This window comes from Kitasatospora sp. NPDC058162 (assembly GCF_042884005.1).
In the GTDB taxonomy this organism is placed as follows: Bacteria; Actinomycetota; Actinomycetes; order Streptomycetales; family Streptomycetaceae; genus Kitasatospora.
Genome location: NZ_JBHVUS010000029.1, coordinates 99,460 through 115,489 on the forward strand (window position 1 = coordinate 99,460; position 16,030 = coordinate 115,489).

Below are 16,030 nucleotides of genomic sequence, written 5' to 3' on the forward strand. Positions count from 1 at the left end.
CGTGGCCCCCAGAACCGCCCTCGCGCCCGACCCGCACGGCCCCGGCGGCCGCCTCCAGCCGCTCGACGACGCCGGCCGGCCGCTCGGCCCGCCGGAGGCCGTCCGCGACCTCGCCGCGGCCGTCGCCGCCCTGGAGTCCACCGCCCACCCGCGCTGGGTCTGGGCCGCCGCCGACTCCGGGTACGCCCCACTGCTGCCCCGGCTGCCCGACCGGCTCGCCCGCTGCCACGACCTCCGGCTGGTCGAGGCGCTGCTGCTGGGCCACGAGGGCCGCTTCGGCGCGCCCCGCTCGCTCGGCGCCGCCTGGGCCCGGCTGCACGGCCTGCCCGTCCCGGACGACCTGCCCGAACCGGGCCTGTCCGACGCGGACGACGGCCAGGACACCCTGTTCGCCCCGGACCGGCTGCAACTGCCGCCCGGCGCCGACCCGCTGGCCGCCGTGGTCGCCGTGCACGCCGAACAGCAGCGGCGGATCGCCGCGATCACCGACCCGGCCGCCCGGCAGCGCTTCCGGCTGCTGGTCGCCGCCGAGTCGGCCGGCGCCCTGGTGGCCGCCGAGATCGCCCACGACGGCCTGCCCTGGCGCTCCGACGTCCACGACCGGCTGCTCACCGACCTGCTCGGCCCCCGCCCCACCGTCCCCGGCACCCAGCCCCGGGTGCTCGCCGACCTCGCCGTCGAACTCCAACAGGCCCTCGGCGCCAAGCCGTTCAACCCCGACTCGCACACCCAGGTGCTGCGCGCCTTCGCCGAGGCCGGCATCCAGTTGACCTCCACCCGCTCCTGGGAGCTCAAGCACATCGACCACCCCGCCGCCCAACTCCTCATCCGTTACAAGGAACTCGCCCGGATCCACGTCGCCCACGGCTGGGCCTGGCAGGACGCCTGGGCCCGCGGCGGCCGCTTCCGGCCCGAGTACGTGGTCGGCGGCGTGGTCTCCGGCCGCTGGGCCAGCCGCGGCGGCGGCGCCCTGCAGATCCCGCGCATCCTGCGCCGCGCCGTGGTCGCCGACCCGGGCTGGCTGCTGGTGGTCGCCGACGCCGCCCAGCTGGAACCGCGGGTGCTCGCCGCGCTCTCCCAGGACTCCGAGCTGGCCCGCACCGCCGCCGGCGGCGACCTCTACGAGGCGCTCGCCGCCCAGGCCTTCCAGGGCGACCGCGACAAGGCCAAGCTCGGCCTGCTCGGCGCCATGTACGGGCAGACCAGCGGCGACATCGGCCCGCTGCTGAACACCCTGCGCCGCCGCTACCCGGCCGCCATGGGCTACGTCGAGGCCGCCGCCCGCACCGGCGAGGACGGCGGCGTGGTCGCCTCCCGGCTCGGCCGGGTCTGCCCGCCGGCCTCCGACGCCTTCCTCGACCTCACCGAGGCCGACGCCGGCAGCGAGACCGGCGGCCGCACCGCCCGCGCCCGCGGCCGGTTCACCCGCAACTTCGTCATCCAGGCCAGCGCCGCCGACTGGGCACTCGCCCTGCTGGCGGCACTGCGCCGACGGCTGGGCGAACTGCCGGTGCCCGTCCCGGCGGACCGCCCCCACCTGGTGTTCTTCCAGCACGACGAGGTGATCGTGCACACCCCGGCCAACCTGGCCGAGCAGGTGGCCACCGCCGTCGCCGAGGCCGCCGACGAAGCCCGAAGACTGGTCTTCGGCGACACCCCGGTGCGGTTCCCCCTCAGCACCGCCGTCGTGGACTGCTACGCCGACGCCAAATAACCCCCACCGAACAACCGCTACAACTTACGGAAGGACCGCGCCTCCTCCGCCGCCGCGACCACCTCGGCCAGCCCCGCCCCGGTCGAGGCCGTGACGGCGGCCGCCACCGCGCCCTCCACGAACGGCGCGTCCACCAGCCTCACCCCCGGCCTCGGCTCGTCCTCCAGCACGGTCACCGCGGTCAGCACCGAGCTGCCGAGGTCCGGCAGCACGACCACGCCCGCCCCGCCGTCCGCCTCCGCGACCGCCCCGGCGATCAGCTCGTAGCTGGTACCGAGCCCGCCGTCCTCCGTCCCGGCCGCGACCACCACCCGCACGCCGTCCGGGGCGAGCTCCCCCAGCAACTCCCGCAGCCCCTCCGCGAGCCGGGCGCTGTGCGAAACCAGAACAATGCCCACCCGTCCACTCATGCGCCCGACCCTAGACCCCACCCCACTGCTCCGGAAGGGTGAGCGGAACCGCGCGTGTCGCACCCCGTGCCCCCACCCCCCGTCTGGCGTAGCGTCGGCCCCAGGCTGTTGCGTCCCCACCGCGGTCACCAGAGGGAGCGAAGAACGTTGAAGAAACTGATCAACACCCCGGAGAGCGTCCTGGAGGACGCCCTGGCCGGAGTCGCCGCCGCCCACCCCGAGCTGACGGTCGACGTCCCCAACCGGGTGATCACCCGGGCCGCCCGCCCGACCGGCCCCAAGGTCGCGCTGATCTCCGGCGGCGGTTCCGGCCACGAACCGCTGCACGGCGGCTTCGTCGGCCCCGGCATGCTCGACGCCGCCTGCCCCGGCGAGGTGTTCACCTCCCCCGTCCCGGACCAGATGCTGGCCGCCGCGAAGGCCGTGGAGAACGGCGCCGGCGTCGTCTTCATCGTCAAGAACTACACCGGCGACGTGATGAACTTCGAGCTCGCCGCCGAACTCGCCGCCGAGGAGGGCCTGGAGGTCCGCACCGTCCTGGTCAACGACGACGTCGCGGTCGAGGACTCCACCTGGACCGCAGGCCGCCGCGGCACCGGCGCGACCGTCCTGGTCGAGAAGACCGCAGGCGCCCTCGCCGAACGCGGCGCACCGCTCGACGACGTCGCCGCCCTCGGCGAGCGCGTCAACGCCGCCTCCCGCTCCTTCGCGATCGCGCTCACCGCCGCCACCGTCCCCGCCGCCGGCAAACCCGGCTTCGACCTGCCCGAGGACGAGATCGAGGTCGGCGTCGGCATCCACGGCGAACCCGGCCGGCGCCGCGAGAAGCTCCGCCCCGCCCGCGAACTGGCCGCCGAGGTGGTCGAGACCATCCTCACCGACCACCACCTGACCCCGGGCGACGAGGTGATCGCCCTGCTCAACGGCCTCGGCGGCACCCCGCTCCTGGAGCTGTACGTGGTCTACGGCGAGGTCGCCGCCCGGCTCGCCGGGCACGGCATCACGGTGGCCCGCAGCCTGGTCGGCAACTACGTCACCAGCCTCGACATGGCGGGCTTCTCCCTCACCCTCACCAAGGCCGACGCCCAGTTGCTGGACCTCTGGGACGCCCCCGTCGACACCCCCGCCCTCAAGCGCGCCTGAAGGGAACCGGCATGGACTTCGACACCGACCTCGCCGAGACCTGGATCCGCACCATCGCCACGGCCGTCGAACAGAACCGAACCCACCTCACCGACCTCGACTCCGCCATCGGCGACGGCGACCACGGCAGCAACCTCCAACGCGGCTTCGCCGCCGTCCTCACCGCCCTCGACGACCTCCGGCCCGACACCCCCGGCGCCGTCCTCACCAAGACCGGCACCACCCTGATCTCCAAGGTCGGCGGCGCCTCCGGCCCCCTCTACGGCAAGGCCTTCCGCGCCATCGGCGCCGCCCTCCCCGGCCCCGCCACCCCGACCACCCTCGCCGAGGCCCTCGCCGCCGGCCTGGACGCGATCCGCACCCTCGGCAAGGCCGACCCCGGCGACAAAACCATCGTCGACGCCTGGACCCCGGCCGTCGCCGCCTTCCACACCGCAGCCACCACCGGAGCCCCCCTCCCCGAGGCCGCCGCAGCCGCCGCCGAAGCCGCCGAACAGGGCGCCCTCGACACCATCCCCCTCCAGGCCCGCAAGGGCCGCGCCTCCTACCTCGGCCCCCGCAGCACCGGCCACCAAGACCCCGGCGCCACCTCCACCGCCCTCATCTTCCGCGCCCTCGCCACCACCACCGCCACCTGACACCCCACCCCCAACCCACACCCACCCACCCCGCACCCCCAACCCGCACCAACCCGCACCAACCCGCACCAACCCACCCACCCCAACCCCCCACCTCCCCCTCCCCCGCCCAAGGCGAGAGGGACGCGCTGCGGGAGGGGGCGGTGGAGGGGGTGGGTGCGGAGAGGGGCGTGACGGGTGATTTTCAGACCGCCAACGGTCTCAACCCCCCTCGATGAGGGTCGGCGGTCCGAAAATCATCCAGCCCCCGGAGCACCCACCCCCGGAACCGCCCCCGGACCCACCCACCCTCCCGAAAGCCACCCACCCCACCCCAGCCCCGCGCAGCGGAACCCCTCAGCCCGTCCAAGCAATCAACAACAACAACGCGTCATCCCTCAACTCCCCACCCGTATGCGCCAGCAGATCCGCATACACCCGCCCCACCGCCGCCTCCAACTCCCCCGCCGAGCGCCCAGCCCCCCGTACCAACGGCCCCACCCGCTCCGCCAACGGATAGAACTCCCCGCTCCTGCGGTCCCGCGCCTCGATCACCCCGTCCGTGCACAGCACCAGGACGTCCTCCGCCCCGAACGGCTGCCCCCAGGTGGTCGGTTCACCGGACGCCAGCCGCCCGAGGCCCAGCGGCACCCAAGGGTCGGGCGCGTCCAGCACGTGCGCGCGCCCCTCCCCGTCCACCCTGATCGGCGCGACGTGCCCGTACTGGAGCAGTTCCATCTCCCCGGGCCGCCGGAACTCCGCGAACAGCGCCGTGGTGAACTCCCCGTCGGGCACGTGCCGCTCGACGCTGGCCTCGATCCGCGCCGCGACGCCCCGCAGCCCGGCCTCGTCGTACGCGGCCTCGCGGAAGGCGCCGAGCACCACCGCCGCGGTCTGGACGGCGGCCAGCCCCTTGCCCCGGACGTCCCCGACCGCGACCCGGGTGCCGTGCGGCGTCTCCAGCACCGAGTACAGGTCCCCGCCGATCCGTGAGGCGTCCGCCGCGGACACGTAGCGCACCGCGAGCCGCAGCGGCCCGACGACCGGCCCGGGGAGCCGCAGCAGGGCCCGCTGGGCGGCCTCGGCGACGGAGCTGACCGCCGCGAAGGCGGCCGCGCGCCGCATCCGGACCCCGGCGACCCAGGCCGAGAACAGCGTCAGGACGAGGTAGCTGACCATCGCACCGTAAAGGAAGCGGGCGTCGTTGATGTTGTCGACCTGGTCGTAGTGGCTGAGTCCGAAGACGGCGATCAGCCCGACCGCGCAGACGGCGAGCAGTTCGCCGGGTTTGAGGGTGAGCGCCGCGACGGCCGGGACGACGGTCATCAGGGGTGCGAGGTACCGGTCCTTGCCGGAGAGGAGGTCCGCGAGTGCGACCAGCAGGACGGCGAGCAGCGCCGGGGTGGCCCGCCGCCAGAGCGGCACGTCCTGGAGGTCGGCGGCCATCAGGGCGCCGCGTCGCCGGGCCGGCGGCAGCCCGGCGGCGGTGGGGGCCGAGGGCGACTGGGCACGGCGGATCGGGAACACATACCGAACATAAGGGACGATCACGCCCCCGAACCACCCGCCCACCTCACCCCCACTCCCCCCACCCCCACTCCCGCCAGTCCCAATTGCCTGATTTGTCATAAAGTTCGACCAAAGCGGCTACTCAGAGGAGGCCCTGCCCGGTGTCCGGCTACCGACCCGCTCCGCGCATCACCACACCCCCCGCCCCGACGGTCACCCTGGCCCACCACTGGGTCAAGTTCTTCCTGACCGGCCTGCTGCTCTGGGCCTGCACCGTCCTGGTCACCTTCTTCACCGACAACACCAACCTGGTCCCGACGATCGTGCTGCTCGGCAGCTTCCTCGTCCCGGCCACGGTGGTGATCTGGGCGTACGAGCGGTACGCGGCCGACCTCGGCCCGGACCGGATCCTCACCTGCTTCGGCATCGGCGGGGTGATCGGCGTCCTGGGCGCCTCGGTGCTGGAGACGTACCTGCTCTCGCCCTCGGTGTGGATGTACGTCGGGGTCGGCCTGATCGAGGAGGCCGTCAAGCTGGCCGCGCTGGTGCTGGTGTGCCGCCGGCTGCGGGGCGGCGGGCTGCGCCACGGGCTGGTGCTGGGCGCCACCGTCGGGGCCGGGTTCGCCGCGTTCGAGAGCGCCGGGTACGCGTTCAACGCGGTGCTGAGCATCCAGGGGCTGTCCCTGGACGACCTGGTGGAGACGGAGATCCTGCGCGGGGTGCTCGCCCCGGTCGGCCACATCCTGTGGACGGCGATCATCGGCGGGGTGCTGTTCCGGGAGCGGCGGGCCGGGCGCTTCCGCTTCACCGTCCCGGTACTGCTCACCTACCTGGGCGTCTCGCTGCTGCACGCGCTCTGGGACAGCATGAGCGGCATCGCCGTCTGGCTGGTCGCCCGGACCACCACGAGCGACTTCCAGCGCGCCCTGTTCGACCTGGGCTACATGCCGAACCCGTCGAGCGAGCAGGTCCACCTGTACACCGTGTACGACACGGCGGGGCTGCTCGTGGTCTCCTTGGGCGGGCTGCTCTGGCTGCGGCTGCTGGTGCGGCGCGAGCCCACCGCGCCGATCCCGGCACAGCACCCCTCCTCACCAGCCTGACCGGGCCCCACCCGGACCCGACCCGACCGGGCCCCACCCGAAAACCGCCCCGGCCGCGGCAGTCGCCTACGATGCGATCCGCGTCACCCCACCCCTCCGGGAAATACCCCGGAGGGGTATGGTGTTCGAAGAGCCGGGAAGCAGCAGAGCCAGCACCCGCACCGACCTCCAGGAGGCCCCGATGTCCAGCACCATCACCTACACCGTGTCCGGCATGAGCTGCGGCCACTGCGAGAAGGCGATCAGCGAGGAGCTGTCCGCGCTGGCCGGTGTCACCGAGGTCGCCGCCGACTCCCAGGCGGGTACCGTGACGGTCTCCTCCACCGTCCCGCTGGCGGAGGACCAGATCCGCGCCGCGATCGACGAGGCCGGCTACGAGCTGGTCGGCCCCGCCGCCTGAGCCGTCCCGGTACGGCGGGGGCCAGCACAGGCCCCCGCCGTGAGCCCCGACCAAGGAGCCTCCGCATGACCATCTCCGCCCCCGGTGTCGAGGCACGGGACCGGGTCGAGCTGTCGATCGGCGGGATGACCTGCGCCTCCTGCGCCGCCCGGATCGAGAAGAAGCTCAACCGGATGGACGGCGTCGAGGCCACGGTCAACTTCGCCACCGAGAAGGCCCGGGTCGACTACGGCCCCGGCGTCACGGTCGCGGAGCTGATCGAAACCGTCGAGCGGACCGGCTACACCGCCGAACTCCCGCCGCCCCCGGCCCCCGCCACCCCCGACCCCACCCCCGAAAACGCCGACCACCCCAGCCCGGACGAGGACCCCGGACAGCCCGCCGCCCCCGGCCGCGACCGCCTGCTGATCAGCGCCGTGCTCAGCGCCCCGGTGGTGCTGCTCTCGATGCTCCCGGCCCTCCAGTTCACCAACTGGCAGTGGCTGGCTTTCGCCCTCACCGGCCCGGTCGTCGTGTACGGCGGCCTGCCCTTCCACCGCGCCGCCTGGACCAACCTCAAGCACGGCGCCGCGACCATGGACACCCTGGTCTCGCTCGGCACCCTGGCCGCCTTCGGCTGGTCCTGCTGGGCCCTGTTCTGGGGCCACGCCGGCCTGCCCGGCATGCACCACGCGTTCTCCTTCGCGATCGGCGACACCGACCCCTCCACCACGCTCTACCTGGAGACCGCCGCCGCCGTCACCGTGCTGATCCTGCTCGGCCGCCACCTGGAGGCCCGCGCCAAGCGCCGGGCCGGCGCGGCCCTGCACGCCCTGCTGGACCTCGGCGCCAAGGACGTGGGCGTCCTCCGGGACGGTCGCGAGGTCCGCCTGCCGGTGGACCGGCTGGCCGTCGGGATGCGCTTCGTGGTGCGCCCCGGCGAGAAGGTCGCCACCGACGGCACCGTGGTCGAGGGCAGCTCCGCGGTGGACGCCTCGATGCTCACCGGCGAGTCCGTCCCGGTCGAGGTCACCGTCGGGGACACCGTCACCGGCGCCACCGTCAACGCGGGCGGCCGGCTGGTGGTCGAGGCGACCCGGGTCGGCGCGGACACCCGGCTGGCCCGGATGGCCAAGCTGGTCGAGGACGCCCAGAACGGCAAGGCCTCCGCCCAGCGGCTGGCCGACCGGATCTCCGCGGTCTTCGTCCCGACGGTCATCCTGATCGCCCTGGCCACCCTGGTCGGCCGGCTGCTGGCCACCGACAGCCCCACCGCCGCGTTCACCGCCGCCGTGGCCGTGCTGATCATCGCCTGCCCGTGCGCCCTCGGCCTGGCCACCCCGACCGCGCTCATGGTCGGCACCGGCCGCGGCGCCCAGCTCGGTATCCTGATCAAGGGCCCCGAACTGCTGGAGACCACCCGCCGGGTGGACACCGTCGTCCTGGACAAGACCGGCACCGTCACCACCGGCCGGATGACCCTGCTCGCCGTGCACACCGTCGAGGGCGTCACCGAGGCCGAGGTGCTGCGCCTGGCCGGCGCCCTGGAGCACGCCTCCGAGCACCCGATCGCCCGGGCGGTCGCCACCGCGGCCGCCGACCGCCTCGGCGGGCTGCCGCCGGTCCAGGGCTTCCGCAGCCTGCCCGGCCGGGGCGTGCGGGGCGTCGTGGACGGCCGCACGGTCACCGCCGGGCGCGCGGTCCTGCCGGCCGGCCGCGCCGAGCAGCTACCGCCCGTCCTGGCCCGCGCCGAGGCCGCCGCCGAGGCGGCCGGCCGCACCGCGATCACGGTCGGCTGGGACGGCGAGGCCCGGGCCGTCCTGGAGGTCGCCGACGCGCTCCGGCCGACCAGCGCCGAGGCCGTCGCCGAGCTGCGGGCCCTGGGCCTGACCCCGGTGCTGCTGACCGGCGACAACCGCACGGTGGCCGGGGCGGTGGCCGCCGAGCTCGGCATCGCGCCGCAGGACGTCATCGCCGAGGTGCTCCCCGAGGACAAGGTGGCGACGGTCCGGCGGCTGCAGGCCGAGGGCCGGGTCGTCGCGATGGTCGGCGACGGCGTCAACGACGCCGCCGCGCTCGCCCAGGCCGACCTCGGCCTGGCGATGGGCACCGGCACCGACGCCGCGATCGAGGCCGGCGACCTCACCCTGGTCCGCGGCGACCTGCGCGCCGCGGCCGACGCCATCCGGCTCTCCCGCCGGACCCTCGCCACCATCCGGGGCAACCTCTGCTGGGCCTTCGGCTACAACGTGGCGGCGATCCCGCTGGCCGCCGCCGGACTGCTGAACCCGATGATCGCCGGGGCCGCGATGGCCTTCTCCTCGGTCTTCGTGGTCACCAACAGCCTCCGGCTGCGCAGCTTCCGCTGACTCCCCGCCCGAGCTCAGGCAGCCCGAGGAGCCCGGACCGCGTTCGGTCCGGGCCCCTCGGCACAGCTCAACGCCCCAGCAGTTCCCCGCCGTTGCAGTGCAGGATCTCGCCGGTGATGAACCCGGCCTCGGGCGAGGCGAGGAAGGTGACCGCCGCCGCCACCTCACCGGTCTCGCCGATCCGGCCGAGCAGCGTACGGCCTGCCCGGCGGGCCACCTCGGCCTCGTCCAGCCGCGGCCCGAAGAACTCGGTGCCGGCCACCGTGCCCGGCGCGACGATGTTGGCGGTGATCCCCGAAGTGCCCAACTGCGCGGCCAGGAAGTGGTTCCAGGCGTGCAGCGAGGCCTTCGCCGCACCGTAGGAGCCGGCCCCGCGCAGGGCGGCGATGGAGCTGATGGTGACGACCCGGCCGGAGCCCGGGGTGAGCCGGTCCCGGATCGACTCGGTGAGCATCACGACGGTCAGCACGTTGCGCTCGAAGTCGCCGCGCCAGCGGGCCAGCAGGGCGTGCGGCCCGGCGCCGGCCACGGTCTCCCGGCTGCCGGCGTTGTTCACCAGCACGTCGACCCGCTCGGGCAGTTCCGCCAGCGCGGCCTCCACCGCGTCCGGGTCGGCGAGGTCGCACACCAGCGGGGTGACGTTCGGCCCGAGGTCGGCCGCGGCCTTCTCCAGGACGGCCCGACGGCGACCGACGATCACCACGTGCTCGCCCGCTTCGGCGAACCGCCGCGCGACTTCGTACCCGATTCCCGTGCCACCGCCGGTGACGACGACGTTCCTGGCCATCTGCGCACTCCCTCCCCAGTTCCGCCGTCGCACGACGAGGGGGCGCGACGGTCCGTACCGGAATGCCACGATTCCTATCACGCTCGGTTGCCGTGACTGCGGGGAGGGTGACGTCGTGCGCGAGGGAAGGTGTGGTATGGGCGCGGTACGAAGCGCCTACGGAGCGTGGCGAGAGGCAGCTCACACCCCCCGGGCGTAACTTCTCGCACCCTGATACGTCTTAGGTTGGTAGTGCGGCAGTTTTTCCGCTGGGCGGGGCACGGTCAACGGCAACGTGCCCCGCGCTTCCAGCGGCTGCCGCCGACGGGGCTCCGGCGGGCCCCGGGAACGGTCGTCGAACTCCTCGACGGCCTTCGCGCACGGCGCCGGGGTTGTGGCGGGCCAGGGACGCTTTGAGCGGCCGTCCCCGGTTGCGGCCGGCCCCGGAGTCGTGCGCCGTACGGTTCCGTCCCCGCGCCACGGGCCCTTCCGGGTCCGCGGCACGGGGACGCGAAGGGGCCCGGCCGCTCAGCAGCGGCCGGGCCCCTTTCGGTGCGGTGCGACGTCAGCGCTGCTCGAGCTCGACGTAGTCGCGGATCGCGGTGCCGGTGTAGATCTGGCGCGGGCGGCCGATCCGGCTGGTCGGGTCGTTGATCATCTCGTGCCAGTGGGCGATCCAGCCCGGCAGCCGGCCGAGGGCGAACAGCACGGTGAACATGCTGGTCGGGAAGCCCATGGCGCGGTAGATCAGGCCGGTGTAGAAGTCCACGTTCGGGTACAGCTTGCGCGAGATGAAGAAGTCGTCCTTGAGGGCGTGCTCCTCCAGCTTGAGCGCGATCTCCAGCAGCTCGTCGCTCTTGCCGAGCTGGCCGAGGACCTCGTGCGCCAGCAGCTTGACCTGCGCGGCGCGCGGGTCGAAGGCCTTGTAGACGCGGTGGCCGAAGCCCATCAGCTTGACGCCGGCTTCCTTGTTCTTCACCTTCGTGATGAACGCGTCGACGTCGCCGCCGTCCTTCTGGATGCTCTCCAGCATCTCCAGGACGGCCTGGTTGGCGCCGCCGTGCAGCGGGCCCCACAGCGCCGAGATGCCCGCCGAGATCGAGGCGAACAGGTTGGCGTGGCTGGAGCCGACCAGGCGCACGGTGGAGGTCGAGCAGTTCTGCTCGTGGTCCGCGTGCAGGATGAGCAGCTTGTCCAGCGCGTTGACGATGACCGGGTTGAGCTCGTAGTCCTCGGCGGGGACGGCGAAGGTCATCCGCAGGAGGTTCTCGACGTAGCTGAGGTCGTTGCGCGGGTAGACGAAGGGCTGGCCCATCGCCTTCTTGTACGCGTACGCGGCGATCGTCGGCAGCTTGGCCAGCAGGCGGACGGTCGACAGGTGGCGCTGGGCCGCGTCGAAGGGGTTGTGGCTCTCCGGGTAGAAGGTGGAGAGCGCGCCGACCACCGAGGACAGCATGGCCATCGGGTGGGCGTCCCGCGGGAAGCCCTGGAAGAAGCGCTTGACGTCCTCGTGCAGCAGCGTGTGCTGGGTGATCTCGCGGTTGAACTGCGCCAGCTGGTCCGCGTTGGGCAGCTCGCCGTTGATCAGGAGGTACGCGGTCTCGATGAAGCCGCCCTGCGAGGCGAGCTGCTCGATCGGGTAGCCGCGGTACCGCAGGATGCCGTTGTCGCCGTCCACGAAGGTGATCGCGGACTTGTACGCGGCGGTGTTACCGAAGCCGTTGTCCAGGGTGACCAGGCCGGTCTGCGGGAGCAGCTTCGAGATGTCGAAGCCGGAGTTGCCCGCAGTGCTCTCGACGACGGGGTACTCGTACTCGCCGTCCTGGTACCGCAGTACTACCGAGTTGTCGCTCACGTCTTCCTCACCGACGAAATGAATCCTCTTCCAAGGTGCCCTGACTGTCTCCACGATCCCCCATCCGGAGGACAGTCGCGCACCCGGGGTGGCCCGGAAGGGCCCGCCCCTACAAAACCTGCTGCCCCTGCCGGTACGAACCGGACAAGATCGGCACCACCCTAGGCTCTGCCGTAAATCTCTTCACGTCAAGAGAACATTAGAGGCAACCATCCTGTTGGATAATCATCCAGAAGCAAGTCGATGATCGAGCGCGGCGTGCCGCCGACCTGCACTGACGGCCCTCACGGCCTGCGCGATCGCCTTCCGTGACCCGACCAGCACGACGAGTTTCCTCGCCCTGGTCACAGCCGTGTAGAGCAGGTTCCGCTGGAGCATCGTCCAAGCGGACATGGTGACCGGAATCACCACCACCGGGTATTCACTTCCCTGCGATCGGTGGATCGTCACCGCGTAGGCGTGGGCCAGCTCGTCCAGCTCGTCGAAGTCGTACGGCACCTCCTCGTCCTCGTCGGTGAGCACCGTCAACCGCTGGTCGTCCACGCTGAGGGCGGTCACCACTCCCACTGTGCCGTTGAAGACCCCGTTCCGCCCCTTGTCGTAGTTGTTGCGGATCTGGGTGACCTTGTCCCCCACCCGGAACGTCCGCCCGCCGAAGCGCCGCTCCGCCAGCCCCTCCCGGGCCGGCGTCACCGCCCCCTGCAACAGGGTGTTCAGGTTCCCCGCCCCGGCCGGGCCCCGGTGCATCGGCGCCAGCACCTGGACGTCCCGGCGCGGGTCGTAGCCGAACTTCTGCGGGATCCGGCGCGCCACCACGTCCACCGTCAGACCGGCCGCCCGCTCCGTGTCCTCCTCCACGAACAGGAAGAAGTCCGCCAGATCCTCCGTCAACGGCGGCTTCCCCTCGTTGATCCGGTGCGCGTTGGTCACCACCCCGGACTGCTGCGCCTGCCGGAAGATCCGGGTCAGCCGCACCGACGGGATCGGCCCGTCCTGCGCCAGCAGGTCCCGCAGCACCTCCCCGGCACCCACCGAGGGCAGCTGGTCCACGTCCCCCACGAACAGCAGGTGCGCACCCGGCGGCACCGCCTTCACCAGCTTGTTCGCCAGGATCAGGTCCAGCATCGAGGCCTCGTCCACCACCACCAGGTCCGCGTCCAACGGCCGGTCCCGGTCGTACGCGGCATCGCCGCCCGGCTTCAACTCCAGCAGCCGGTGCACCGTCGAGGCCTCCGCCCCGGTCAGCTCCGCCAGCCGCTTGGCCGCCCGCCCGGTCGGCGCCGCCAGCACCACCTTCGCCCGCTTGGCCAGCGCCATCGTCACGATCGACTTCACCGTGAACGACTTGCCGCAGCCCGGACCACCCGTCAGCACCGCGACCTTCTCGGTCAGCGCGAGCCGCACCGACTGCTCCTGCTCCGGCGCCAGCGCCGCCCCGGTCCGCCGCGCCAGCCACTCCAGCGCCACCGGCCAGTCCACGTCCGCCGACCACGGCAACCGGTCGGAGTCCGAACGCAGCAGCCGCAGCAGCTGGTTGGCCAGCGAGATCTCCGCCCGGTGGAACGGCACCAGGTACACCGCGGTGATCGGCTCGCCCGCCTCCCCCGGCACCGTCTCGCGGACCACCCCCTCCCCCGCGACCAGCTCCGCCAGGCAGTCGATCACCAGCCCCACGTCCACCTGCAGCAGCTTCACGCCGTCCGCGATCAGCCGCTCCTCCGGCAGGTAGCAGTGGCCCTGGTCGGTGCTCTGCGACAGCGCGTACTGCAACCCCGCCTTCACCCGCTCCGGGCTGTCGTGCGGGATGCCCACCGACTGGGCGATCCGGTCCGCCGTCAGGAAGCCGATGCCCCAGACGTCCGAGGCGAGCTTGTACGGCTCGTTGCGGACCACCCCGATCGAGGCGTCGCCGTACTGCTTGTAGATCCGCACCGCCAGCGAGGTCGACACCCCGACCCCTTGCAGGAAGACCATCACCTCCTTGATGGCCTTCTGCTCCTCCCAGGCCGCGGCGATCTTCTTGGTGCGCTTCGGCCCCAGCCCCGGCACCTCGATCAGCCGGCCCGGCTCCTTCTCGATCACCTCCAGGGTGTCCACCCCGAAGCGCTCCACGATCCGCTCGGCGAACCGCGGCCCGATCCCCTTGATCAGCCCCGACCCCAGGTAGCGCTGGATGCCCTGGATCGTCGCGGGCAGCACCGTCGTGTAGTTCTCCACCGTGAACTGCCGCCCGTACTGCGGGTGCGAACCCCACCGCCCGTGCAGCCGCAGCGACTCGCCGACCTGCGCCCCCAGCAGCGCGCCCACCACCGTCAGCAGGTCGTTCCCGCCCCGCCCGGTGTCCACCCGGGCCACCGTGTAGCCGGTCTCCTCATTGGCGTAGGTGATCCGCTCCAGCACGCCCTCGACCTGCGCGAGCTGGCGGGGCACCTCCTGCCCCGACTGCGCCTGCTTGCCCACCGGAGCCCCCTTCGACCGGTACGGGTGGACCATTCCGTTACGCACCGTACCGCCCTGCGCGGACAAGTCCGGACCGCCCGCGGACCCGCCGTGCACCGCCCCCACCGAGGTGCCAGGCTGAAAGGGTCCAGGGGGTCGTCGACCGCGCCCGCGCCCGTACGGGACCCGTCCGAGGAGCAGTGCCGCCATGCTCAACACCGACTTCCGCCCCGGTTCCCCGGACTGGCTCGACCTGAGCAGCCCCGACACCCGGGCCTCCGTCGACTTCTACACCGCCCTGTTCGGCTGGACCTTCGACTCGGCCGGCCCCGAAGCCGGCGGCTACGGCTTCTTCCAGCTCGACGGCCGCACCGTCGCCGCCCTCGGCCCGCTCGCCGAGGAGGGCACGCTGCCCGGCTGGACCCTCTACTTCGCCACCGAGGACGCCGACCGCACCACCGAACTCGTCCAACAAGCGGGCGGCCGCGTACGGTTCACCCCCTTCAACGTCTTCACCGCGGGCCGGATGGCCGGCTACACCGACCCGACCGGCGCCGACTTCGCCGTCTGGCAACCGCACGACACCCGCGGCCTGGACGTCGTCAACGACCAGGTCAGCCTCTGCTGGGCCGAGTGCTACAGCGTCGACGCCGAACGGGCCAAGGCCTTCTACCGCACGGTCTTCGGCTGGCAGGAACAGGACGTCCCGCTCGGCGAGGTGCTCTACACCGTGCTCACCCCGGCCGGCGGCGGCACCGACGACGCCCACGGCGGCATCCTCCAGCTCAGCCCCGAACACACCGCCCGCGGCACCGGCTCGCACTGGCTCCCGTACTTCGAGGTCCCCAACGTGGACGCCGCCCTCGCCATCGCCGACCGGCTCGGCGCGAAGGTCCGGATCCCGGCGACGGACGTCCACGGAGTCGGCCGGCTCGCCCAGGTGCTGGACCCGCACGGAGCCGTCTTCGCCGTCATCACCAGCGCCGGGCCCGGGGACTGACCCGGCATCGGACCGGAACGGGCCGGCGAAGGACCGCAGGCGGACCGCAGAGCGGTGGCAGGAGGGCCCTGGAGGCACGCTACGGGCGTAGATAAGGCCCGGCAGCCCCTCCGGGTCTCCCTATCCTCTGATCATGACTGAAAAGGCTGTTCTGACGATCCGACGGGCCGGCGAAGGCGATCTGCCGGCGATCGTGGCCATGCTCGCGGACGACCCGCTGGGCGCGACCCGCGAGAACCCCGACGACCTCACCCCCTACCGCACCGCCTTCACCCGCATCGACCAGGACCCGCACCAGCACCTGGTCGTCGCCGAACGCGCCGGCCGCGTCATCGGCACCCTGCAGCTCACGGTGATCCCGTGCCTCTCCCGGGCGGGCTCCACCCGCGCGATCATCGAGGCCGTCCGCATCCACTCCGACGAACGCGGCAGCGGACTCGGCACCGAGCTGATCGAGTGGGCCGTCGAGCGCGCCCGCGAACTCGGCGTCGACCTCGTCCAACTCACCTCGGACGCGACGCGCACGGATGCGCACCGGTTCTACGAGCGGCTCGGTTTCACGGCCTCGCACATCGGATTCAAGCTGAAGCTCTGAAAACGCGAAAAGGCCCACCCGGTAACCCGGGTGGGCCTTTTCTGAATGATTGTTCGGCGGCGTCCTACTCTCCCACAGGGTCCCCCCTGCAGTACCATCGGCGCTGTGAGGCTTAGCTTCCGGGTTCGGAA

General features: G+C 72.7%; 13 protein-coding genes and 1 rRNA gene. 8 read left to right on the forward strand and 6 right to left on the reverse strand.

Annotated features, from left to right (window positions below):
* Position 1: 1 nt before the first annotated feature.
* Positions 2–1,714 carry a bifunctional 3'-5' exonuclease/DNA polymerase gene (locus ACFVXG_RS34890; RefSeq protein WP_387933482.1) on the forward strand — a complete coding sequence of 571 codons (1,713 nt, stop codon included), beginning with the start codon at positions 2–4 and terminating at the stop codon, positions 1,712–1,714.
* Positions 1,715–1,731: 17 nt separating this feature from the next.
* On the opposite strand, the gene dhaM is transcribed toward ACFVXG_RS34890, so the two are convergent.
* Complete coding sequence (gene dhaM, locus ACFVXG_RS34895; protein ID WP_387933484.1) at positions 1,732–2,124, reverse strand: dihydroxyacetone kinase phosphoryl donor subunit DhaM; 393 nt, start codon at positions 2,122–2,124, stop codon at positions 1,732–1,734.
* A 147-nt stretch (positions 2,125–2,271) separates the two neighbouring features.
* Between dhaM and dhaK the strand changes: the two genes are divergently transcribed.
* Positions 2,272–3,267: a dihydroxyacetone kinase subunit DhaK gene (dhaK, locus tag ACFVXG_RS34900; RefSeq protein ID WP_387933485.1), complete on the forward strand. Its 996-nt coding sequence runs from the start codon at positions 2,272–2,274 to the stop codon at positions 3,265–3,267.
* Positions 3,268–3,278: 11 nt separating this feature from the next.
* Positions 3,279–3,905 carry a dihydroxyacetone kinase subunit DhaL gene (gene dhaL, locus ACFVXG_RS34905; RefSeq protein WP_387933487.1) on the forward strand — a complete coding sequence of 209 codons (627 nt, stop codon included), beginning with the start codon at positions 3,279–3,281 and terminating at the stop codon, positions 3,903–3,905.
* Between the two features lie 336 nt (positions 3,906–4,241).
* Here the strand turns inward: dhaL and ACFVXG_RS34910 are convergent, their stop codons facing one another.
* Complete coding sequence (locus tag ACFVXG_RS34910; RefSeq protein WP_387933489.1) at positions 4,242–5,411, reverse strand: PP2C family protein-serine/threonine phosphatase; 1,170 nt, start codon at positions 5,409–5,411, stop codon at positions 4,242–4,244.
* Positions 5,412–5,554: 143 nt separating this feature from the next.
* Here ACFVXG_RS34910 and ACFVXG_RS34915 point away from each other — a divergent pair, with 143 nt between their 5' ends.
* From ACFVXG_RS34915 to ACFVXG_RS34925, 3 genes are all read left to right on the forward strand, one after another.
* Positions 5,555–6,496, forward strand: a complete 942-nt coding sequence (locus ACFVXG_RS34915) for a PrsW family intramembrane metalloprotease (RefSeq protein ID WP_387933491.1) — start codon at positions 5,555–5,557, stop codon at positions 6,494–6,496.
* Between the two features lie 181 nt (positions 6,497–6,677).
* Complete coding sequence (locus ACFVXG_RS34920) at positions 6,678–6,896, forward strand: heavy-metal-associated domain-containing protein (RefSeq protein WP_387933493.1); 219 nt, start codon at positions 6,678–6,680, stop codon at positions 6,894–6,896.
* Positions 6,897–6,961: 65 nt separating this feature from the next.
* Complete coding sequence (locus ACFVXG_RS34925) at positions 6,962–9,244, forward strand: heavy metal translocating P-type ATPase (protein WP_387933495.1); 2,283 nt, start codon at positions 6,962–6,964, stop codon at positions 9,242–9,244.
* Between the two features lie 67 nt (positions 9,245–9,311).
* Here the strand turns inward: ACFVXG_RS34925 and ACFVXG_RS34930 are convergent, their stop codons facing one another.
* The 3 genes from ACFVXG_RS34930 to ACFVXG_RS34940 all read right to left on the reverse strand — a co-directional run bounded on the left by ACFVXG_RS34930 (position 9,312) and on the right by ACFVXG_RS34940 (position 14,325).
* Complete coding sequence (locus ACFVXG_RS34930) at positions 9,312–10,031, reverse strand: SDR family NAD(P)-dependent oxidoreductase (RefSeq protein ID WP_387933497.1); 720 nt, start codon at positions 10,029–10,031, stop codon at positions 9,312–9,314.
* Positions 10,032–10,575: 544 nt separating this feature from the next.
* A complete protein-coding gene (locus tag ACFVXG_RS34935; protein ID WP_350507441.1) occupies positions 10,576–11,865 on the reverse strand; it encodes a citrate synthase in 1,290 nt (429 codons plus the stop codon).
* 225 nt (positions 11,866–12,090) lie between these two features.
* Positions 12,091–14,325 (reverse strand): ATP-dependent RecD-like DNA helicase, encoded by a 2,235-nt coding sequence (locus ACFVXG_RS34940; protein WP_387933499.1) that lies wholly within the window; start codon positions 14,323–14,325, stop codon positions 12,091–12,093.
* A 187-nt stretch (positions 14,326–14,512) separates the two neighbouring features.
* Between ACFVXG_RS34940 and ACFVXG_RS34945 the strand changes: the two genes are divergently transcribed.
* Together ACFVXG_RS34945 and ACFVXG_RS34950 are read left to right on the forward strand one after the other, a co-directional pair.
* Positions 14,513–15,304 (forward strand): VOC family protein, encoded by a 792-nt coding sequence (locus ACFVXG_RS34945; protein ID WP_387933501.1) that lies wholly within the window; start codon positions 14,513–14,515, stop codon positions 15,302–15,304.
* A 133-nt stretch (positions 15,305–15,437) separates the two neighbouring features.
* Positions 15,438–15,899 carry a GNAT family N-acetyltransferase gene (locus tag ACFVXG_RS34950; RefSeq protein ID WP_387933502.1) on the forward strand — a complete coding sequence of 154 codons (462 nt, stop codon included), beginning with the start codon at positions 15,438–15,440 and terminating at the stop codon, positions 15,897–15,899.
* A 51-nt stretch (positions 15,900–15,950) separates the two neighbouring features.
* On the opposite strand, the gene rrf is transcribed toward ACFVXG_RS34950, so the two are convergent.
* Positions 15,951–16,030 (reverse strand): 5S ribosomal RNA (gene rrf / locus ACFVXG_RS34955); the annotation flags it as partial.